The following is a 19823-nucleotide window of genomic DNA, read 5'->3' as shown; positions in this document are numbered from 1 at the left end:
CCCATAGAGCCCGGGAGAGGCAGCATATAAGAGATTCGATAACGACCGTCATCTTCCAAATCAATGGCCGATGTGAGCACAAAGGCTATATCATTGGTCTCTGTACGATCCCAGCAACCCGTTAATAAGCTCATCGCAAGAAAGGGGATGATTACAAGTAGAAATGGACGCTTATGAACCATCTGGCTTGTTCCCCTCCTCACTCGATTTGTGTTCATGGTGAATTCTGCTGCCGTCGACACCTCCATCCTCCTTGATTTGTTGCGGCAGTTTATTATCCATATTCTGCGTGTCCTGGACCGCCATGAATTCAGGCCGTTCTTTCATTTGCCACAGAGGAGCGCGAATCATGACATCTTTCAAGTCAGGAACAGACAATGGACCGATGGGGGACAAATAAGGCACGCCGAATGAACGCAAATTCGCCATATGCCCAATTAATATCATCAACGAGAAGAAGATCCCATAGAACCCGAACAAAGAACCTGCAATAAGAATGGGAAAGCGCAGCATTCTCACTGCGATGGCGCCATTAAATCGCGGAATGGTGAACGAGGCAATCCCCGTAATCGATACCACAATAACCATAGGCGCGGATACGATTCCCGCTTGAACGGCGGCTTGTCCAACAACAAGCGCACCCAAAATGGAAACGGCTGAGCCTACTGCCTTTGGCAAGCGAATACCCGCTTCTCGCAGCGCCTCAAAGGTGATCTCCATGATGAAAGCTTCTATGACAGCAGGAAAAGGGATTGCTTCTCTGGCCGCGGCTACGCTCAACATCAACGTTGTCGGAAGTAGTTCTTGATGATACGTCGTTATTGCCACGTACAGTGCAGGCGTTGTAAGGGAAAGAAACAAAAACACATACCGCAGCAGACGCAGCAGTGTAGCAATCTGGAAACGCTCATAGTAGTCTTCGCTCGTTTGCATGATTTGAATGAATACGAACGGAACGATGAGTGCAAAAGGCGTGCCATCGATCAGTATGGCAACTCGACCTTGCAGCAGGGCACTTGCAATAACATCCGGCCGTTCCGTGTATTGAATTTGCGGAAAAGGGGAATACGTGTCGTCTTGAATCAGCTCTTCGATCATGCCGGATTCAATGATGGCATCGATCTTAATTTGCTCAATCCGCTTGACGACTTCTTCGATGAGCGAAGGCATGGCCAGATCGTCAAGATAACAAACAACGAGACTCGTGTTGCTCTCTTTCCCGACAGTCATTGATTTCATCTTCAGCCTTGGCGTCTTCAGCTTGCGGCGGATCATGGAGGTATTCGTGCGAATACTTTCGACGAATCCTTCCTTCGGTCCGCGTACGACAGTTTCCGTCTCCGGCTCTGCGACAGAACGTTTCTCTGTTCCGCGGATACCGAGCAGTACTGCTTTCGTGTTGCCCTCAACCAGCAGAGCGACGTCTCCACTTAGCACGGAGACGAGCAGATCTCCGTAATTGTCGGAGATCTGCGTCTGGGATACTGGCAGTATCGTGCCAGCGATCCGTTCGATCGACGTTTCACCACCTCCGAGCAGCATGAGTGATTTCATCGTGTCGTTTAACAGTTGGGTGTTGGTAAGCCCATCTACGAAAAACAACAGCGCCGGAATATTCGGCTCTATCTCAAATTCGCGGACGACAATGTCGGAACAATCTTGGAACAGGTGTTTGATGAAGGTGTGATTATCGCTTAAAAGCAGCGAGATTTTCGTTTCCTTCAATTCTTCAATGAAGTGATAGTCCAGTGAATCGTGAAGACTAGACTGATCCTTCTCTTCATCGGGTGGTTGGTCTGATGAGCGTTTATTAAGGATTCGCTTCATCAATTGTTTGGATGTGTTGACCATGATGGTGGCACCTCCTGCAGGGCATCGTGATGAAGATGATAGGAATCCATTTGTTATATTTCTCGAAATAAAGGATTTTATTACGAAAGTTGGAAAATTTTATTTGGTCATGCTTCAAATGGCGGCTAAGTATAGATGCAGAGCTCTTGGCAAAAGCTAACGGGACAAGGAAATTAGGGGAAATATCTTTATTTGGATAGGGGAGAAAAAGCTTTGATCTGGATTATTATTGTTCTGCTGCTTTTTATTTTCCAGATTGCGACCATTCTGATTGGCGAGTATAAGCGGCCTGCCAAAACGGTGGCTTGGCTGCTCGTTATGTTTATTTTCCCAGTCATTGGATTTATTATGTATTATTTTTTGGCTAAGGAATATTCTCAACGCAAAATGGTTAGACGCAAAGGATACCGTAAAATGGAGGCATTAAAGCATCAATGGAGGATGGGTGTTGCCGGATTAGAAGGAAATCCTCTTTTGGAAGTTTGCCAGCTTTTTCAGGAGCCGCGACTTTGTGGATTACTGCATAATGTTCCGGGTTCCCCCCTAACACCCAACAATCATGTTGATGTATTAACTAACGCAGACATTACCTACGAAGCTATGTTAACGGCGATTAGCAAAGCGCAAATTCATATTCATTTTGAGTTCTATACGATTAGGAGTGACCTGACAGGGCTAAGATTTCAAGAGGCCCTGATCAGAAAGGCGAAGGAGGGTGTGAAGGTTCGAGTAATCTACGATGGAATTGGCAGTTATTCGCTTTCTGCGGCATATATTCATGAACTCAAACAGGCTGGTATTGAGGTATACCCTTTTCTTCAGCCGCTGATTGCGTTTTTCGATAAGCGCATCAACTATCGGAACCATCGTAAAATTATCGTCGTTGATGGCAAAATAGGATTCGTTGGCGGTATCAACATCGGAGATGAGTATCTGGGAGGTAATCCGAAGCTTGGTTTCTGGCGTGACACTCACCTTATGCTGGAAGGAGACGCAGTTTACTATTTACAGCAAACCTTTATGACCGATTGGCTATTCGTCAGTAGTGAGAGATTAGTAGATGAAACGCTGTTTCCGGAGCACAGTATCCCTAAGTCTTCTTTGGTTCAAATCATTTCGAGTGGTCCAGACGCTTACTGGGATGCTATTCAGGAAATGTTCTTTGGAGGAATTATTGCAGCTAAGAAGCGGGTCTATATGACGACGCCTTATTTCATTCCCGATCCTAGCATTACCATGGCGCTCAAAACAGCTGTTATCAGCGGTGTAGATGTACGGATCATTCTTCCCTTTAAAGCAGACTCTCTGATGGTTCAGTACGCCTCTCGATCTTATTTTCTGGAACTTATGCAGGCCGGCGTTCAGTTTTATTTGTATCGAAAAGGGTTCATTCATGCGAAAGTCATGATTGTTGATCACACGTTGGCAACGGTAGGTACAGCGAACATGGATATGCGAAGTTTCTTCAGCAATTTTGAACTGAATGCGCTGTTGTTCAATAAAGATGATATTGACCGTCTGGAGTCCGATTTTTATATGGACTTGAAAGCATGCGATGAGTTGAAGCTGGCAGAGTTTGAACAAAGATCCCGTTTAGAGAAAGGAAAAGAAGTAATTGCACGGCTGCTCTCACCCTTATTTTAATAGAAGTTCTATCAAGTACTACTATTGAAGTTTGTGGAGAATAGCATCCAGATTTTGCAAGGGAACTCTTTCGATTAGATCACCATACTTCTTAAGCCTATCCATCACAGTGTTTAAATTAAATTCACGCGGACTTGGACGCAGCTCAACTTCTTGCCATGTCAAGGGAGTGGAGACTGAAGCGTCTTTTTTGGCACGTGGTGTGTAGGGAGCGGATAATGTTTTCCCATACCAATGCTGTAAGTAATCCACATAGATTTTATCTCCACGATTTTTCTTAAACCTTTCTATAGTGAACAACGCGGGATATTTCTTGACCACATAAGCTGCTATAAAATGACCGATTTTCCGAAGCTGTTCGAACGTATACCCATGTTGAATCGGGATATAAATCTGTATGCCTGTTGCACCGGAGGTTTTGGCAATGGATTGAATGTGTAAGGCATCCAACACTTCTCCAATGATATGCGCGGCTTCCATAATACGCGGTTCTTCTTCGAGCGTAGGGTCCATATCGATGAGCCATTCGGCTGGCAGGGTTTCCCCAATGCGATGAAAGGAGGGGTGGAATTCTAAACAGGCCAGATTTCCGAGCCAGATTAACGTAGACAAGCAATCCATATTCACATAATTGATGCCATCCAGTGGAGCTAGTTGAACAAAGCTAGGCACGGGAGTAGGAGCATTTTTCTGATAAAAAGACTTATCCTGGTATCCATGCGGGAAACGAATCGTGGTTAAGTGACGATTGCGGCAATAATGCAGCAAATATGGGGATAGCTCAGTAAGCTTCGCCAAATAATCGGCCTTGGTAATGCCCATTTCGGGCCATAAAGGTTTGTTAGGATTAGTGATAATGAGTTCGTTGCCTTCCACTACCAATATGCCTTTGCTTGTTGCGGTTGCCATGGAAATTCGCCTCCTCTGATGGGTTATCACCGATTATTCCCTCCTAGGCCATATCTCAAACTTGTTCGGATGAGGAATATACAGCAGAGAATAATGACGATGAAAAAAGGTTGACAACGAGCAAGTTAGGGATGATAATAATAAAAGTAAATAACTATTAGTTAGTAACGTTTGAAGCATAAGCATATGCTTTTACGTAATTTAATTGAAAAAAATGGAGGAATAGAGATGAGTAAAGATTTTCTGGCTTCAGTGAAAGAAAGACGCACGTTTTATGGATTGAGCAAAGAAACAGTTATTTCAAATGAACGTATTCAAGAAATCGTTAATGAGGCTGTTAAGCATACGCCATCATCCTTCAATTCACAGAGTGCTCGAGTTGTCGTATTATTCGGCGACCAATCCGATAAATTATGGAACATCACGAAAGAAACATTAAGAAAGATCGTACCTGCGGATAGCTTCGCTCCAACAGAAGAAAGAATCAACAGCTTCGGCAGCGGTTCTGGTACTGCACTATTTTTCGAAGATCAAACCGTGATCGAAAACTTGCAAACGCAATTCGCAGCTTACGCGGATAACTTCCCGATTTGGTCGAACCAATCCTCAGGCATGCTGCAATTCGTCATCTGGACAGCTCTGGAACAAGAAGGTCTTGGCGCTTCGCTGCAGCATTATAATCCACTAATTAATGATGAAGTTGCACAAACATGGGGCCTTCCAAGTCAGTGGAAGCTGCTTGCCCAAATGCCTTTCGGCAAACCGACGTTTACACCGGGTGATAAAGAATTCCAACCGCTTGAAGATCGTGTGAAATTTTTTCAATAAGAAATAATTTCAATTCCTTAATAACCAAACCCCCAATCCGGTCGTGAGACTTGGTTGGGGTTTTGGGTTTTCATATTTTGTCATGTGACATTATGGCACTAGCCGATTTTACACCGCAAGAACTAGCATAAGAGCTGTAAAGAAGTTGAAATCTCAAAAGTGGAGGAGCAGGGTGTACATGGATCAACATCATCTGGGCAATGGCTTGGTGAAGGTGATTGGCGGCCATATGCGTCTTATGATTGAAGGTTTAAATGAAAAAGAGAGAAGGATGAGATTAATGGCAGCGTCAATAATGAAAACATCTATACAGTCGCTCTGGATGATGTGGGAGAACGTGTTTGACTTCTTAACCAAATTTCGAAGCGAGTCTGTATGGGGTTACGGCATATGTAAATTGGTGGTTAGGCAGCATCAGGGAAAAAGCATGATCTGCCAAGATGGACATTGGATACTTGCCGGAGACTGGGTAGGCGAACTTCATCTGGACAATCGGCAGGTGCTGAGGCTGGTTCGTACGGTTGGTGCAGATCGAGCAGGATTGAGTACTGCACGCATGTTCCGTCATGCAATGAAGCAAATTAGTGAGGAGCTAGATAACAATCCGGAACTGGTGAAAGTCCAGGTGTTAACCGGGATCACCCTGCTTCACCGCGGAATCATTCACGGAATAGGGTTTGAACAGCATCCCATCTCGTCCAAATGGCAGCAAAGATTTTATGCGATATACCTTCGCTTCCTGCTTCGTGTGATGCATCCTGAGGGAAAACAACGAATCCAACACAGCGCCGAAAAGCTATCTCCCATGATGCTGGTGATAAGCAAGCAGTCTCTGAAGGAGCGTTTTACGGCAAGGAAGAATGGATTCCAAACCATCACCTCTTGATGGTAACTAGAATCTATAGGATTAGAAAGTGAGGTCGTTCCATGATGCAGATGTTTATTACTTTATCTATTGATGTAATGATCCTCTATATGTTAGTTCCCTTTATTCTGACACGCATATGTAGATGGGGAGTTCTATCCAAAGGAACAGTGAAGAAGGGCATTGCCTTTACTTTCGATGACGGCCCTGACCCTTTATATACCCCTTGCTTGCTGGACTTGTTAAAAGAGCATGAAGTAAAGGCCACCTTTTTTGTACTGGGAAGCAAGGCCGAAAAGTACCCAAAACTGATTCAACGGATGTACCAGGAGGGGCACCAAATCGGTATTCATAACTACATTCACACATCCAATTGGGTCTTGTCCCCATGGAAGAGTAAACGGGAACAAGCAGATCGCACTGCTGATATCGTGGAGAGGATTACTGGAGAGCGGCCTACCTTTTACCGGCCCCCTTGGGGGCTTCTGAATCTAGGTGATCTCCTTTTGATGAGAAAGTCCTATCGGATCGTACTGTGGTCGGTCATGGTGGGAGATTGGAAACCTATGGTCAGCGCTAAACAGTTGAAGTACACCTTGTTGAAAAGGATTAAGCCGGGTTCCATCGTCGTTCTTCACGATAGCGGCGATACACTTGGAGCAGATAAAGAAGCGCCGCGGCACATGATAACAGGACTGAAGGAAGTCTTGGAAGACATCCAAGGGCAGGGATTAAGATGTGTACGAACGGATGAGCTGATCGATAAGGATGTTAGGGGTATTGGAGAGGTTGTACCAAGAGCCAAACGTTCTGGTCAAGTCCAATCGTAGATGGGCGCAGCGAATGAGAGGGTTGCGTGGGACCAAAGAGCCCGGTGCGGGAATCCGCATGCCGGGCTCTATTCAACTCTAACGAAATGGATCCGCAGCAATGATTTATTTAAGAATTCCAGCTTCCAATGCCTTCTGTACAGCTTCTTCTCGGTTACGAACACCCAGTTTCATATACGCCGATGAGGCGTAATTTCTCACAGTGCCGTCCGATAAGTATAATTTGGAGGCGATGGTCTTATAACGTAGACCTTTGGATACGTACTGTAAAATTTCTATTTCTCGAAGCGTCAGATCGTAGTTCTCGGATAGTTTTCCTTTTAACGATTCGGTTTCAATCTTGTCCATTTCGAGCTTCTCAAACAATTTATGGGACATGTCTTGATCAATGAGTGTGCCCCCGCGATACACAAGTCGTATCGATTCCGCAAGCTCACGCGGTTCCATAGATTTTAATAAATAACCGTCTGCTCCGCTTCGCAGAACTTCCAGCGCCTGTTCAGTATCCTGGAACGTTGTTAGGATCAGAATGCGGATTTGGGGCCATTTTTGCTTTATTTCTTTGGATGCTGAAATCCCGTCCATATTGGGCATGTCCAGATCCATGAGCACGAGCTGAGGCTGAGATTGCCCGCATATTTCGATAGCTTGTACGCCATCCTCAGCCAATCCCACCACTTGCAAATCTTTATATCCCTCCAGGAGAGTCCGTAGGCTTTCACGTATGAAAAGCTGGTCGTCAACGATTAGTAAGCGAATGACTTCATCATGGAGTGCCACTTGCCTTGGCAATGTGCAGGTAACAAGCGTTCCTTCTCCAGGTTCAGTAAAGACAGATACTTGACCTTGTAGATTCATCGCGCGTTCTTTCATCGCGTTCAAGCCAAAGCCATCCTGCCATTTCTCCATCCCTTTACCGTTGTCCTTTACTTCCAGTCTTGTATTTCGCTGCTCAAATTGTAGAGAAACGGTGATTTCCGTAGACTGACCGTGACGTACAGCGTTAGTTAACGATTCCTGCAAGCAACGAAAAAAGGTCATTTTGGCTTGTTTGGGTAACGGATATTCCTCCCCAAAAGATCGGAAGCGAACATGCACTTTTGCATGCGCTTGAAATTCTTCTCCTAATTGCTGTAACGATTGGAGCAGCGGAAGCGTTTCCTGCGGTGACTCTATTTGATGTAAGTATCCTCTAATTTCCTCTATACTCTTGCGAGCTAAATTTAATAAAGAATCAAGTTTTTGCACGCCAACTTCTGTAGAAAGTTCCGGACGCAATGTTTCTAATCCCATGATGATAGAGGTAAAAGAATGTCCAATTGTATCGTGGAGATTCGTAGAGAGCCTATTGCGTTCTTCAGCTAGCGTGATACGTTCGATTTGAGATAAATACTGTTCTAAGACCGTGTTTTGTTCACGGATGATTTCACTTTGTTGATGATTGACCACCAGTAAATGAAAAGCAAATCCAAAAGCATAAGCGAGTCCATTGTGAACCATCATGATCAAATAATTATTCTGATGAGCAAGCACATTTATCAAAATAGGAATCAGTAGGATGGTCATGGGCCCTGACCAACGATAGGATTGATGAGCGCTGTTCACAGCAATCAGGAAAATAGATACGAGAAAAGCGAGATAAGCTTCCGGAAATAAAGAAGTTAAATACAAGCTTAATCCACCCGAAATAATGATTTCTGTAAGCAAATAATACTTATAATTGAGCAGCAAACAGAGCCAAGGCACGGAAAATGCAATAAGCTCCCAAAAAATAACAACCCAAAGGGGTAGCGTTATGTGATCATGCACTTGTAAGGTTGTGAACAAGAGCGAAATACTGCCAATAAAGCGGAACGCAAACATAGTCCAGTCATACCAGACCCACTGTTTTACCGTTTCAAACAAGTTGATCACCCCTACAAACCTTCATATTGTTTCTGTTTTCTAGCTATTATAGAACAAAATTGGTATCAAACGATACCTTCCGAAGCTGTCATGAGGCGTACATGTTGTGATGAGTTTCATAGCTATCGGTTTAAGATTTTAATCATTTGACGCGTGTAACCGCCGATGAGCCTTACCCAACCATTTGCAAGCCAGGAGCTCACAAAAGCTAGAATAAACCCAGCGGACATAATAATAAGAGATTTTGAGAATGTATCTACCCGTATTCCAATAAAGTAGATGTCAAAAAAATGAGCTAGCAGTGGAACCAGGATAAACAAAGTAGGCGTGATGTAGAGTATGGCTATACTAAGCAGGCATAAAAGTCCAATTAGAAACTTTAACATCAACCAAGCGATAGCGGTCCAGTTGCGATGATCCAGAAGCTCCGCTTTGGCTTGTTCCCAGAATGAGGACCCTGTTCTTAGTTTCCCTTCGTAAGGGGGTGTGGTGATATCGGTATAGATCTTCGTTTGAACGCGTTCATATTGCACGAAGATTGACGTGGTTCGCAGCACGTGTGTAAGCAGGGGAATGCCAACTACAGTAAAGGAAAGACTCAATCCTAAGGTGAGGGTAACCAAGTAAAAGCAAAAGTAAAATAATCCTGTAACGAAAGTGAAAAGTAAAAAGTAGCCATTTTGGATGAAGCGCTGCATCAATTTTATCATGAAAAGTTCATCGTCCCTTCTACGGTAATAGTCATATCCTACTGTTCGCCGTGTCAAAGAAACTAGTGCAAAAATGTCATATGACATTACTGGAAAATCATTTAATACGATGACGTGAAGTAACTTGTTCGTATGACAGGCGCTTTGCCATAAACCCTGTGCTTTTTGTATGGTGATGCGAAGCCCGAGATTATTTGTTAAGCTTAACGTATATTCACATGTGACGTTCGCCCCGAAAATCCAATGAAAATGGTGAAATTTCAATGAGTCAACGCTATCGAATTACAAGAGGTTTACAGCAAAATGACAATCAGGCAAAATCAATATCTTTAGAAGAGTGCAAACAGTATTTTGCGTCTAAACCGGATTTTTCTTATACATCCGTGTTTACGGTCACTGGCTCTACCAGCATGTCCATTGAGGGAGATTTTTTCATGTGGAGCTGCGGCTCAATAAAGATACCCTTTCGGCATTATCAAGGAGATATTTATGTGTCTGGCACGAACGAAGCGGTGATTCCCAAGATGATTGAGATTGCGAGCGAATTAGAGGCGGATGTACTGGAAGGGTAAATGAATCATGGGGAGAGTAAGAACCTTCAAAAACCACGATACAAAGTGGAACTGAAGGTTCTTAGCCATGCCTAAATAGCCGTATATCCTCCGTCTACCAGCAGAGTCGTTCCTGTTATAAAAGAAGCATCGTCACTTGCGAGGAATAAAACGGCTTTGCCCACTTCTTCAGGTCTACCTAAACGACCCATAGGGTGTAAGCCAATCAGATGTTGGTTAATCGCTTCATTCCGCCCTGCGATGAGCGGCGTATCGATATAACCTGGGCATACAGCGTTCACTCGGATTCCTTTCATGGCATAGTCCGCACCCATCGATTGGGTTAACAGTTTAACTCCGCCTTTTGCTGCTGCGTATGAGGTGACATGCGCTTTACCTACATGACTGTGAATGGAGCCACAGTTCACGATGGATCCTCCGGTACCTTGGGCAAGCATCTGCTTGACCGCATATTTATCGCAAAGAAATACGCCAGTTAAATTAATATCAATGGTTCTCTGCCAGGCTTCTGCACTTAATTCGTCAGCAGGTCCATCCTTGGCAATGCCGGCGTTTGCGAAAAGAATATCCAGCTTCCCATATTTATTTACTGTCTTGGATACCATTTGGATGACTTCGTCCTCTTTGGATACATCGGTTTTGATAAATAAAGTATCTAATCCGTCCGCATTCAACTGATCAGAAACTTCCTGCCCCCGATCTGCGAAATCCGCAATGATCACTTTAGCGCCTTCTTCCGCAAATAAGCGAGCAGTCACTTCCCCGATACCGCTTGCTCCACCAGTAACAATTACGACTTTTGCATGGAATCTCATGGTTTCTACACTCCTTCATCTCATATGCATGATCTAGAAAGTCTCATATCGACCTTTGTTATTCATTTGCAACTGACTTATCCTTTATACGCATAGATCGATCATCTAGATAGTTGCTTATAACTAATCTTTATCTGTCCACTAGGCTGATACAGGAATAAAATAATGGGTATAACAGGGGGAGCCCTATATTTGTTGCGAAATGAGATGGAATGATGGACTTAAGAAAAGCAGCTATGAGCTTGAGAAAGGACAATTCGGCACTCCGTACCGATAGGGAGGCAGTTGTGAATTCGGGTGAGCCATGTGGAGATACCAAAGCCGTTGTCGCTAGGCTTCGAGCCGCAGGCTGCGTTTTTGCCGAAGACGAAGCTCAGATGCTCGTCGCTGCGGCCCGTACGCCAACTGAACTCACAGTCATGGTAGACCGGAGAGCTGCTGGTCTGCCCCTCGAATATGTCATTGGCTGGGCAGAGTTCTGCGGCTTGCAGGTAGCGGTGGACATTGGAGTCTTCGTTCCCCGGCACCGTACCGAATTTCTCGTCCGCCAGGCCGCTGCGCTCACTCTTTCAGGAGCCATTGTAGTTGACCTGTGCTGCGGCTCGGGCGCTGTTGGCGCAGCGCTGGCTGCTGCTGTGGAACGGATCGAGCTGTACGCCGCCGATATCGACCCCGTCGCGGTAAGGTGTGCTCGTCGCAACGTTGCTGTCGCCGGCGGCCAGGTGTTCGAAGGTGATCTTTATGAGCCGCTGCCTGCCTCACTGCGGGGCCGTGTTGACGTTTTAGTCGCCAACGCGCCTTACGTACCTACCAAGGCGATCGAGCTGCTGCCCCCAGAAGCTCGGATACATGAGGCGCGGATGGCTCTCGATGGGGGAGCGGACGGGCTTGACATGCAGCGGCGGGTGGCAGTCGCTGCGTCACTCTGGTTGGTGCCGGGAGGTCACCTGCTGGTTGAGACTAGCGAACGGCAGGCATCGCAGACCGTTGAGATTTTCTCTTGCAGCGGGCTGATCCCGCGTGTAGCCAGATTCGATGATTTGGACGCTACAGTCGTCATCGGAACCAAGCCAGTCCTCCATAGCGATTCGGGTGAGTAACAGATAATTAATAAATTCAAAAAGGGTGAAGAATATATATACAAAATGATCAGCAGGCTGCCCTATAGCAGCCTGTTTGTGCTGCTGTCAGGCAGTAAATCATGTTAGCTTTTTACTTGAGGACATATGTCTTCCCAAAGCACCTCGATGTATCATTTAATTATAGAGAAATCCAAAGTGGGGAGAGCGCAAAATGAGAGGGATTTTATTTGCATGTTTAGGTGGCGCCTTGATTACCTTACAAGGAGTAGCTAATTCACGGATTAGTCAAGATATTGGCGTTTGGCAAGCGGCGACGATTACACAATTAACCGGATTCATTGTATCTTTGTTTATCCTGATTTTCGTTCGAGATGGAAAATGGCAGGGGATTAAGCAAGTAAAACCGTTATATTTGATTGGCGGTGCCTTCGCGGCGATCATTATTTTCAGCAACGTCACGGCTATTCAAAAAGCTGGAGCGACCCTTACCATATCTGCTGTGCTGATTGCCCAACTGAGTCTGACCTTATTAATTGATGGTAACGGATGGTTCGGTGTGGTAAAACAGAAGATGAGGCTGCCCCAGTTCATTGGCATTGGGATGATGATAGCTGGTGTGTTCATACTGAGGTTTTGATCATAGGAGGTACTACCGACGAATGAAAGAAATGAAGGATCGTGAACAATTAAATCAATATTTGCATGCTCATCAAATAGAATCTGTTTTTAATGAACAATTAATACCGCATTTGTCGCTCTACAGCTTTAACCAAGGAGAACTCATTTGTTCACAAGGAGAGCCTTCTGAGTATCTGTACGTGCTTGTTAAGGGGAAAATTAAAATTTATACCACCTCGACAGAAGGGAAATCACTTATTCTTTCTTTTAAGAAGCCGCTTGAGTTGATTGGAGATATTGAATACGTGCAGGGGATAGATATTATTAATACGGTTGAGGCCGTATCTTCTGTCTGTATGATCGGTGTTCATCAACGATGGTTAAAAAAATATGGAAGTGATTATGTACCTCTGCTGCAATTTGTGCTGAAGACGATTACTCAAAAGTTTTACTTGAAGTCCAATTCGTTAAGCTTTAATCTGATGTATCCGGTGGAGGTGCGACTGGCAAGTTATCTATTATCGGTTTCCTTTGATGAATCCGATTCCCAATTTAAAGGGCAGCTGGAAGCAGCGAGTCTAAGGGATGCTGCGAACTTAATTGGAACCAGCTATAGGCATCTCAATCGGGTAATTCAACAGTTTTGTGCAGAGGGTCTGATTGAGCGTAACAAAGGGTTCATCCTTGTTAAGAACAGAGAAGGGTTAAGCACGTTGGCCAATCATAATATTTACGAATAGAACGATTTGATGGGAGAGTATGGGTTATGATTCTGGGACTGTTATTGGCGCTTATCGCAGGTTCATTGGTCGGTTTGCAAAACATATTCAACAGTAAGGTGAATGAACGCGCGGGATCTATGGCAACAACGACATTGGTATTAGGTATGGGATTCCTGGCTTCATTAACGATTGGTCTGCTCTTTGAAGGTAAACATATGTTTTCCTTGCCCAATATGCATCTATGGTATTGGTTCAGCGGTTTGATCGGAGTAGGGGTAGTTATTTGTCTGGTACAAGGGATAAGGCTGCTTGGACCTTCCTATGCAAGTATTATCGTATTGACGTCACAGTTAGGGTTTGCTTTATTGTGGGATTCACTAGGTTGGTTAGGTCTGGATAAAATTCCTTTTACCGCTAAAGAATTGATCGGTGTACTGGTTATAGTAGGTGGTATTTTTGTATTTAAATTAAGCGGTGGGCGCGAGAAACAGAGATCGTCTAAGATGACTTGGAAGAAGACAAGAGCAGAGAATGGAGAGAGATGATTTTGAAAAAATACCAAACTTTATTATTTGATGTAGATGATACACTATTGGACTTTGCCGCAGCAGAAAAGTTAGCGCTGCGCTTGCTTTTCGAAGAACAAAAAATCACGTTAACGACGGAGATCGAGGCTCTTTATAAACAAATAAATCAAGGTCTTTGGAAGGCTTTTGAAGAAGGGGAAATAAGTCGTGATGAGGTTGTGAATACGCGCTATTCCCTTTTATTTAAGGAATACGGTCTAGAGGTTGATGGTGTCTTACTGGAACAAAATTATCGCAGCTACTTAGAAGAGGGGCATCAGCTTGTTGATGGGGCTATTGAATTAATAAAGGACCTTTACAATAAATATGATATCTATATCGTGACGAATGGTGTTTCCAGGACGCAGGATAAACGCTTACGTGGTTCGGGATTATATCCGCTAGTTAAGGGAGTTTTTGTTTCTGAGGATACTGGTTTTCAAAAGCCAATGAAAGAATATTTTGATTATGTCTTTGCGCGAATCCCTAATTTTTCTGTCGAAGAAGGACTCATTATCGGAGATTCCTTAAGCGCGGATATCAAAGGCGGACAGCTCGCAGGTTTAGACACATGTTGGTTCAACCCAGCCATGAAACCCAATGATACTGATATTGTTCCCACCTATCACATTCAAAATCTGGATGAACTGTACCGAATCTTACATGAAGAAAGAGGATCAGCTTGATCCTCTTACTTTCCTTCACGTAAAAACTGCTCGATCCGACGCTGGATTGAATCACGGACTTCCCTGAATTTGGCTGTTATTTCTTCTTCCGTTCCGGTTGCTTTGGCAGGATCATCAAATCCCCAGTGCCATCTTTCCGCTTTATCATTACGAACAACAGGGCAGTTATCGTTTGCATCGCCGCACAAAGTGATGATGAAATCAGCGCGACTTAAAATCTCAGGATCAATCACATCCGATGTATGGTTCGAGATATCGAGACCTGCTTCTTTCATTGTAGCGACGGCTCGTGGGTTCAATCCGTGTGCCGCCAATCCTGCGCTTTTTACCTCGTAGCTATCACTCCCCAAAGCTTTTAAAAAGCCATCAGCGATTTGACTGCGGCATGAGTTTCCCGTGCAAAGAAAATAAACTAGTTTTTTGTCCATGTGGAACAGCTCCTTAAGATTGATTTAGGCGAGTATGCTTAACCATAGGTACAAACCTATTAGTGTGATGAATAAGGTTGGAATCGTAAGTATAATACCGACTTTGAAATAATAACCCCATGTTATTTTTACTCCTTTGTTGGATAACACATGAAGCCATAGCAATGTGGCCAGCGAGCCGATTGGGGTTATTTTCGGACCTAAATCAGAGCCAATGATATTTGCATAAATTAACGCTTCGCGGATCATGCCATCTGTTTGCGAACCTTGGATAGCAAGCGCGTCGATCATAACCGTCGGCATATTGTTCATCACAGAGGATAAAATAGCCGCTAGAAATCCCATTCCGACAGTAGCAGCAAACAATCCTTGTGCGGATATCTGTTCAATCAGATTTCCAAGAGTATCCGTGAGACCGACATTTTTCAACCCGTATACGACTACATACATCCCGATGGAGAAAATAACAACCGCCCATGGCGCATCTTTGATGACTCGTTTGGTTTCAATTACTTTGCTGGAACGAGCAAAAAGAATAAAAATGAGCGCTGCACTTCCTGCGATGATAGAGACTGGGATTTTAATGAATTCACTGATGAGGTAAGCGATCAACAAAACCCCGAGTACGATCCAAGACAGACGGAATAGCTTTAAATCCTTAATCGCTTCTGAAGGCTGTTTAAGCTGAGCGATATCGTAATTCTGAGGAATGTCTTTTCTGAAAAAAAGAAAAAGAACAAGCAGACTTGCAGCTAATGAGCAGAGGCTCGTGACGAACATTCTGCTTGCATAGGTTACGAAATCAATACCAAAAAAATCAGCGGAGACAATGTTGACCAAATTGCTTACGACAAAGGGAAGTGAAGTGGTATCAGCGATAAAGCCACTTGCCATAATGAAAGGAATAATCATTTTGTCTGGGAATTTCAAAGCCCGAACCATGGCGAGAACAATTGGCGTTAAAATAAGCGCGGCTCCATCGTTAGCAAATAAAGCGGACACAGCTGCTCCGAGCAATATGACATAGACAAACATGGTTTTACCGCTGCCTTTTGCCATTCGTGCCATGTGCAGGGCGCACCATTCGAATAAACCGATTTGATCAAGGATTAGGGAAATGAGGATGAGGGCGACAAAGGTCAAAGTCGCATTCCATACGATTCCTGTCACGGTAACAACGTCATGCAGGGAAACAATTTGAAAAATAAGTGCCAGTAAGGCACCGGCTGAAGCGGACCATCCAATATTTAAACCCCTAGGCTGCCAGATCACAAACGTAAGTGTAAGTAAAAATATGATTATTGCGAATACCATGTGCTCCTCCTAAACATATTTCCATAAGGAAAACTTGCATTATAAGTAGTAGCTAATCACAGCAATTCAGCTGTTCACAAGAGACTGCATTCACTTTTTCCTTTTGGGATGGCAAATGCCGAAATAGCTCGTGTAGAAAGGCTTTGTCGCTAATGTTCAACGAATAGAATACCCACTGCCCCTTTTTGGCTTCCTTCACCAATCCCCCATCCTTGAGCTTTCGCATATGTTGACTGACATTGGGTTGGCTGGTTTGTAAAATGTCAACAAGCTCATACACGCACAGCTCACGTTCTTGGAGTAGGGACAAGATCGTGAGTCGCATTGTATCCCCAAGCAGCTTGCAAATATCCGATAATTTTTCAATCTCTACCAAAATGACACTCTCCTCACTGAAACAACTTATAAATCATCATATAATTATTTAGTTATATATTAAAGTTGAGATTTTGTAAATATTATTTTGAGGAGAACAGAATCATAGATAGACCTTAGGAGAAATTAAAATTGCTTCAGTTGTAATAATAACCATTAAATTGTTAAGAATATTATTATGACGACAATTTATTGGGGGGAATGAGATTTGGATTTTGAACCATTAATCCCATTTGAGCCTATTAGTACTGATGAGCTACCTTCGGGTGATCATTTAACTAGCCAAATCAAATGGGATGGGGTGAGAATGTTACTATATTTTGATGGAAGTACAACTAAACTAATAAATCGAAGAAGCAATGATAGAACACTGCAATATCCTGAATTAACTCATCCAGAGGTTTTCTGTTCAGCGAATTCTTTTATTTTAGACGGCGAGATTATTGCGCTTTTTCAAGGAAAGCCTTCCTTTTATGAGATTATGAGACGAGATAGTTCTAGAAAGTCAACCACTGTGGCTCAAGTCATGCGACAAGTTCCAATAACTTATATGATATTTGATATCCTTTACTATGATGGAGCCTGGGTGACTCATCTAAGTCTTAAAGAACGACAAGCTATACTAGAAAAAATCATTAAGCCTAATCAACAAGTCCAAATAGTTACTAATCATATTGCTATTGAAGCACTTTTTGAAGTTGCGATGCAGCACGAATTGGAAGGAATTGTAATAAAGGATCTGAACAGTACCTACTTAATAAATGGAAAAGATAAGCGTTGGCTTAAAAAAAAGATTTTTAAAGACCTATTTGCAGTCGTAAGCGGCGTTACTTATAGGGATAAAATAGTGAACTCACTTTTATTAGGTTTGTATGATGATCAGGGCCAGCTATGGTATATCGGACATGCGGGTACAGGCAAACTTACATATAAAGACTGGCAGAATGTAACTGAACAAGTTCAAAATATTAAAACTAAAGAGCGCCATTTTATTAACCAACCCGAACGAGAAAAAGAAGCTGTATGGATAGTACCCCAAATAGTTGTTAAAGTAAATTTCTTAGAATGGACCCCAAACAAAACATTAAGACATCCAAGTATTCAATCTTTTATAAAGATGAATTCAAAAGATTGTAACTTTAATCAAACCTAGTTAATAGGTGCTCGGATTAGACAACAGTTGAAAATAAGCTGGTCAATAAAAGTTAACACATCATCAATTGGCTTCCTTTGATTCAGGTAGTTTTCAAGAATGACGAAGCTAGTTTTGAAGACCAAACAACTTGGGTAAAGGAAGTTGCAAAACATGTAGCTAGTACTTAGTCAACGTGGATTCGTTAAGTAAGAAAGCGTAAGGCTTGACGGTGATCCCGTTGGGCTTCTTTGTCATTCTAGCCGACACGCGCCGTACCACCACCCCCGCCACCCATCATTTTCCGCAGGACTATCTAAGTTATTGTACATGTCCATATCAGGGCTTTGAGGTAGGTGGAGTGATTAGAAGTTTCTGTAAATAATATTTTGATCAACGGATAACCCCTCAATTTGTATCGGATTATCTATATACTCCGAGAAAGAATAATAATAAACTCTATCCTTAAATTCGAAAGAAAAGATTTCTGATTGTGGAATGCTATTAATATTTAAGGAAATAATATTCTTATCGTTAAGCTGAATAATCAAAATAGAATATAGATCTTTCTTTCGAGAAAATTGCCATTCAATCGGTGAAATATTCTCACGTATATCCGTGGTGACATTTGGAAATAGCGTTTTTGCTACTACAATGTCATTTTTAATTAAATAACAATTAACGTAGATATTATTGCTATCGACGTTAATTACTAGTACAGAGTTTTTATTATCACTTATAATTTTTATGTCATTTTTGTCCAGAGACACTTGCACACCTTCAAATGTTGAAATTATTTTTTCAATATGTTTGAGGCTATTATTATTGTGAAAATAAATAATATAAATAATACTCAAAGTAAGATGATTAGAATTGTAATATAACTTTTACTTGCCATACATTCAACACCTCCTTATAGATATATTTAACTTTAGATAACACCTAAAAAGTATAAGGATATAAAGGGAAACCCCTTTATATCCTTTATTTTACACTTAAAGTTTAGTAGAAAACATTAATTTGCGTTTCTTTTTCCCAATGACTCGATCCTGTATTCCATGCAAAACCAATAGACCATGGAGCCAACGAAATACCACTTACAGATGTGGTATCCCACGTATGAGAAGTAGATGCTTTAAAAGAAACTACACTACCAGAGCTTGGTTTTCCATCCGAATAGGCAAAATAATACCATCCGAATTGTCTAGCCGAGTTAAATTCCGCACCATTTGGATTAAAGTAGATATTATCTTGCCATTTCCACCCATAACCTCTTGCACCTACATTTGTTGATGCTGTGTTAGTCCATTCGATTGCTGTAGCGAAATCACTTTTTAAAGTATAGTAACGTTGGTTGAAAATAGATATATCTCTATGAAGTGAAAAAAGAGCAAACCCATCTTCTCCACCGACATTTTTAGTAGAATAATTTACGCAGAGTGGTGAACATCCATTATCATTATACCAATTCCTATTTTTCCACTGACCTTGCCCCTCAAAAATATATAACCCTGTCGATGAATCGTATCTTACATCAATATAATCAAAATCAAAATCGCCACCAATTGAAGAAAGAATTCCAACTTGATTTTCTGAACCAACCTTTATTTTTAGTCGTTGTAGACCCATCTTTTCACTTTCAGCTTCAAGGCCATCAATTTCGGATTGAATTTGTTTAGCCTTAGCAGTAACTTCACTGCTCATGATGCTTGACTTTTGATTTTCTTCTATGTTTTTTTGCTCTCCTCTAGCCTTAGCAAGTTTCAATAAGATATTATCTATTTCTTCAGACCGTTGTAAGATTAAATCTTTCTCTTCTGGTGAAAGTTGATTTAAGTCAATACCCCCAGGTTTGAATGTCTTGTCTTTAAGGTAAGCGTCAAACCCTAGCCACCTTCATTGCCAATTAAGTACGTGAGAAGATGAAAGCAACCAAAATTACAGGAGGTTGCCTCATGACGAATAAAGAAC

Annotated in this window: 21 protein-coding genes and 1 pseudogene; 11 read left to right on the top strand and 11 right to left on the bottom strand. The window is 42.6% G+C overall.

Annotation, left to right across the window (positions count from 1 at the left end; genetic code table 11):
- Window positions 1–182, bottom strand: a pseudogene (locus FU659_RS31000) (Ger(x)C family spore germination protein); the annotation flags it as partial.
- Complete coding sequence (locus FU659_RS30995; protein ID WP_147951102.1) at window positions 172–1827, bottom strand: spore germination protein; 1656 nt, start codon at window positions 1825–1827, stop codon at window positions 172–174. The gene FU659_RS30995 and the pseudogene FU659_RS31000, both read right to left, overlap by 11 nt.
- Before the next feature lie 237 nt (window positions 1828–2064).
- Here FU659_RS30995 and cls point away from each other — a divergent pair, with 237 nt between their 5' ends.
- The gene (gene cls / locus FU659_RS30990; RefSeq protein ID WP_147951097.1) at window positions 2065–3495 is read left to right on the top strand and encodes a cardiolipin synthase; all 1431 of its coding nucleotides are present in this window, start codon (window positions 2065–2067) and stop codon (window positions 3493–3495) included.
- A gap of 21 nt (window positions 3496–3516) precedes the next feature.
- Here cls and ligD read toward each other — a convergent pair whose 3' ends face one another.
- On the bottom strand, window positions 3517–4404 hold the full coding sequence (gene ligD, locus FU659_RS30985; protein ID WP_147951096.1) for a non-homologous end-joining DNA ligase: 888 nt from the start codon (window positions 4402–4404) through the stop codon (window positions 3517–3519).
- 228 nt (window positions 4405–4632) lie between these two features.
- Here ligD and FU659_RS30980 point away from each other — a divergent pair, with 228 nt between their 5' ends.
- The 3 genes from FU659_RS30980 (at window position 4633) to FU659_RS30970 (ending at window position 6927) form a co-directional block, all read left to right on the top strand.
- Entirely contained in the window at window positions 4633–5232 is a 600-nt protein-coding gene (locus FU659_RS30980) for a nitroreductase family protein (protein WP_147951095.1), read from the top strand.
- A gap of 178 nt (window positions 5233–5410) precedes the next feature.
- On the top strand, window positions 5411–6118 hold the full coding sequence (locus tag FU659_RS30975; protein ID WP_261808171.1) for a YkoP family protein: 708 nt from the start codon (window positions 5411–5413) through the stop codon (window positions 6116–6118).
- Window positions 6119–6159: 41 nt separating this feature from the next.
- Window positions 6160–6927 carry a polysaccharide deacetylase family protein gene (locus FU659_RS30970; RefSeq protein ID WP_147951094.1) on the top strand — a complete coding sequence of 256 codons (768 nt, stop codon included), beginning with the start codon at window positions 6160–6162 and terminating at the stop codon, window positions 6925–6927.
- 105 nt (window positions 6928–7032) lie between these two features.
- Here the strand turns inward: FU659_RS30970 and FU659_RS30965 are convergent, their stop codons facing one another.
- Together FU659_RS30965 and FU659_RS30960 are read right to left on the bottom strand one after the other, a co-directional pair.
- Window positions 7033–8832 (bottom strand): helix-turn-helix transcriptional regulator, encoded by a 1800-nt coding sequence (locus FU659_RS30965; protein ID WP_187274517.1) that lies wholly within the window; start codon window positions 8830–8832, stop codon window positions 7033–7035.
- Window positions 8833–8954: 122 nt separating this feature from the next.
- On the bottom strand, window positions 8955–9533 hold the full coding sequence (locus FU659_RS30960) for a sensor domain-containing protein (RefSeq protein ID WP_147951099.1): 579 nt from the start codon (window positions 9531–9533) through the stop codon (window positions 8955–8957).
- Between the two features lie 272 nt (window positions 9534–9805).
- Here FU659_RS30960 and FU659_RS30955 point away from each other — a divergent pair, with 272 nt between their 5' ends.
- Window positions 9806–10114 (top strand): hypothetical protein, encoded by a 309-nt coding sequence (locus tag FU659_RS30955; protein ID WP_147951093.1) that lies wholly within the window; start codon window positions 9806–9808, stop codon window positions 10112–10114.
- Window positions 10115–10185: 71 nt separating this feature from the next.
- Here the strand turns inward: FU659_RS30955 and FU659_RS30950 are convergent, their stop codons facing one another.
- A complete protein-coding gene (locus FU659_RS30950) occupies window positions 10186–10929 on the bottom strand; it encodes an SDR family NAD(P)-dependent oxidoreductase (RefSeq protein ID WP_147951092.1) in 744 nt (247 codons plus the stop codon).
- A gap of 377 nt (window positions 10930–11306) precedes the next feature.
- On the opposite strand from FU659_RS30950, the gene FU659_RS30945 reads away from it, so the two are divergent.
- The 5 genes from FU659_RS30945 (at window position 11307) to FU659_RS30925 (ending at window position 14603) form a co-directional block, all read left to right on the top strand.
- Window positions 11307–12029, top strand: a complete 723-nt coding sequence (locus FU659_RS30945) for a putative protein N(5)-glutamine methyltransferase (RefSeq protein WP_261808170.1) — start codon at window positions 11307–11309, stop codon at window positions 12027–12029.
- A gap of 193 nt (window positions 12030–12222) precedes the next feature.
- Window positions 12223–12648 (top strand): DMT family transporter, encoded by a 426-nt coding sequence (locus tag FU659_RS30940; protein WP_147951090.1) that lies wholly within the window; start codon window positions 12223–12225, stop codon window positions 12646–12648.
- A 22-nt stretch (window positions 12649–12670) separates the two neighbouring features.
- Entirely contained in the window at window positions 12671–13369 is a 699-nt protein-coding gene (locus tag FU659_RS30935) for a Crp/Fnr family transcriptional regulator (RefSeq protein WP_147951089.1), read from the top strand.
- 26 nt (window positions 13370–13395) lie between these two features.
- Window positions 13396–13896: a DMT family transporter gene (locus FU659_RS30930; protein WP_147951088.1), complete on the top strand. Its 501-nt coding sequence runs from the start codon at window positions 13396–13398 to the stop codon at window positions 13894–13896.
- A 2-nt stretch (window positions 13897–13898) separates the two neighbouring features.
- Window positions 13899–14603 (top strand): YjjG family noncanonical pyrimidine nucleotidase, encoded by a 705-nt coding sequence (locus FU659_RS30925; RefSeq protein ID WP_147951098.1) that lies wholly within the window; start codon window positions 13899–13901, stop codon window positions 14601–14603.
- A gap of 5 nt (window positions 14604–14608) precedes the next feature.
- Here FU659_RS30925 and arsC read toward each other — a convergent pair whose 3' ends face one another.
- The 3 genes from arsC to FU659_RS30910 are packed head-to-tail and all read right to left on the bottom strand — an operon-like array spanning window position 14609 to window position 16721.
- Window positions 14609–15031, bottom strand: a complete 423-nt coding sequence (gene arsC / locus FU659_RS30920) for an arsenate reductase (thioredoxin) (protein WP_147951087.1) — start codon at window positions 15029–15031, stop codon at window positions 14609–14611.
- Between the two features lie 24 nt (window positions 15032–15055).
- Entirely contained in the window at window positions 15056–16345 is a 1290-nt protein-coding gene (locus FU659_RS30915; protein WP_147951086.1) for an arsenic transporter, read from the bottom strand.
- 52 nt (window positions 16346–16397) lie between these two features.
- Window positions 16398–16721, bottom strand: coding sequence for an ArsR/SmtB family transcription factor (locus tag FU659_RS30910; protein ID WP_147951085.1), 324 nt, complete (start codon window positions 16719–16721; stop codon window positions 16398–16400).
- Window positions 16722–16928: 207 nt separating this feature from the next.
- Between FU659_RS30910 and FU659_RS30905 the strand changes: the two genes are divergently transcribed.
- Window positions 16929–17873, top strand: coding sequence for an ATP-dependent DNA ligase (locus FU659_RS30905; RefSeq protein ID WP_147951084.1), 945 nt, complete (start codon window positions 16929–16931; stop codon window positions 17871–17873).
- A gap of 344 nt (window positions 17874–18217) precedes the next feature.
- On the opposite strand, the gene FU659_RS30900 is transcribed toward FU659_RS30905, so the two are convergent.
- Window positions 18218–18709 carry a hypothetical protein gene (locus FU659_RS30900; RefSeq protein ID WP_187274516.1) on the bottom strand — a complete coding sequence of 164 codons (492 nt, stop codon included), beginning with the start codon at window positions 18707–18709 and terminating at the stop codon, window positions 18218–18220.
- Window positions 18710–18854: 145 nt separating this feature from the next.
- A complete protein-coding gene (locus tag FU659_RS30895) occupies window positions 18855–19619 on the bottom strand; it encodes a hypothetical protein (protein WP_147951082.1) in 765 nt (254 codons plus the stop codon).
- Window positions 19620–19823: the final 204 nt, after the last annotated feature.

Origin of the sequence: Paenibacillus sp. N3.4, assembly GCF_008017805.1 — a bacterium.
Lineage (GTDB): Bacteria > Bacillota > Bacilli > Paenibacillales > NBRC-103111 > Paenibacillus_E.
Note: the sequence above shows the minus strand (reverse complement) of the source record. Positions and strands in the feature narration are given on the sequence as shown.

Bases quoted from the DNA above. Each gene is read 5' to 3' on its own strand.
- FU659_RS30995 (WP_147951102.1), bottom strand. From the start codon at position 1,827: ATGAAGCGAATCCTTAATAAACGCTCATCAGACCAACCACCCGATGAA.
- ligD (WP_147951096.1), bottom strand. From the start codon at position 4,404: ATGGCAACCGCAACAAGCAAAGGCATATTGGTAGTGGAAGGCAACGAA.
- FU659_RS30980 (WP_147951095.1), top strand. From the start codon at position 4,633: ATGAGTAAAGATTTTCTGGCTTCAGTGAAAGAAAGACGCACGTTTTAT.
- FU659_RS30975 (WP_261808171.1), top strand. From the start codon at position 5,411: ATGGATCAACATCATCTGGGCAATGGCTTGGTGAAGGTGATTGGCGGC.
- FU659_RS30970 (WP_147951094.1), top strand. From the start codon at position 6,160: ATGATGCAGATGTTTATTACTTTATCTATTGATGTAATGATCCTCTAT.
- FU659_RS30955 (WP_147951093.1), top strand. From the start codon at position 9,806: ATGAGTCAACGCTATCGAATTACAAGAGGTTTACAGCAAAATGACAAT.
- FU659_RS30950 (WP_147951092.1), bottom strand. From the start codon at position 10,929: ATGAGATTCCATGCAAAAGTCGTAATTGTTACTGGTGGAGCAAGCGGT.
- FU659_RS30945 (WP_261808170.1), top strand. From the start codon at position 11,307: ATGCTCGTCGCTGCGGCCCGTACGCCAACTGAACTCACAGTCATGGTA.
- FU659_RS30940 (WP_147951090.1), top strand. From the start codon at position 12,223: ATGAGAGGGATTTTATTTGCATGTTTAGGTGGCGCCTTGATTACCTTA.
- FU659_RS30935 (WP_147951089.1), top strand. From the start codon at position 12,671: ATGAAAGAAATGAAGGATCGTGAACAATTAAATCAATATTTGCATGCT.
- FU659_RS30930 (WP_147951088.1), top strand. From the start codon at position 13,396: ATGATTCTGGGACTGTTATTGGCGCTTATCGCAGGTTCATTGGTCGGT.
- arsC (WP_147951087.1), bottom strand. From the start codon at position 15,031: ATGGACAAAAAACTAGTTTATTTTCTTTGCACGGGAAACTCATGCCGC.
- FU659_RS30915 (WP_147951086.1), bottom strand. From the start codon at position 16,345: ATGGTATTCGCAATAATCATATTTTTACTTACACTTACGTTTGTGATC.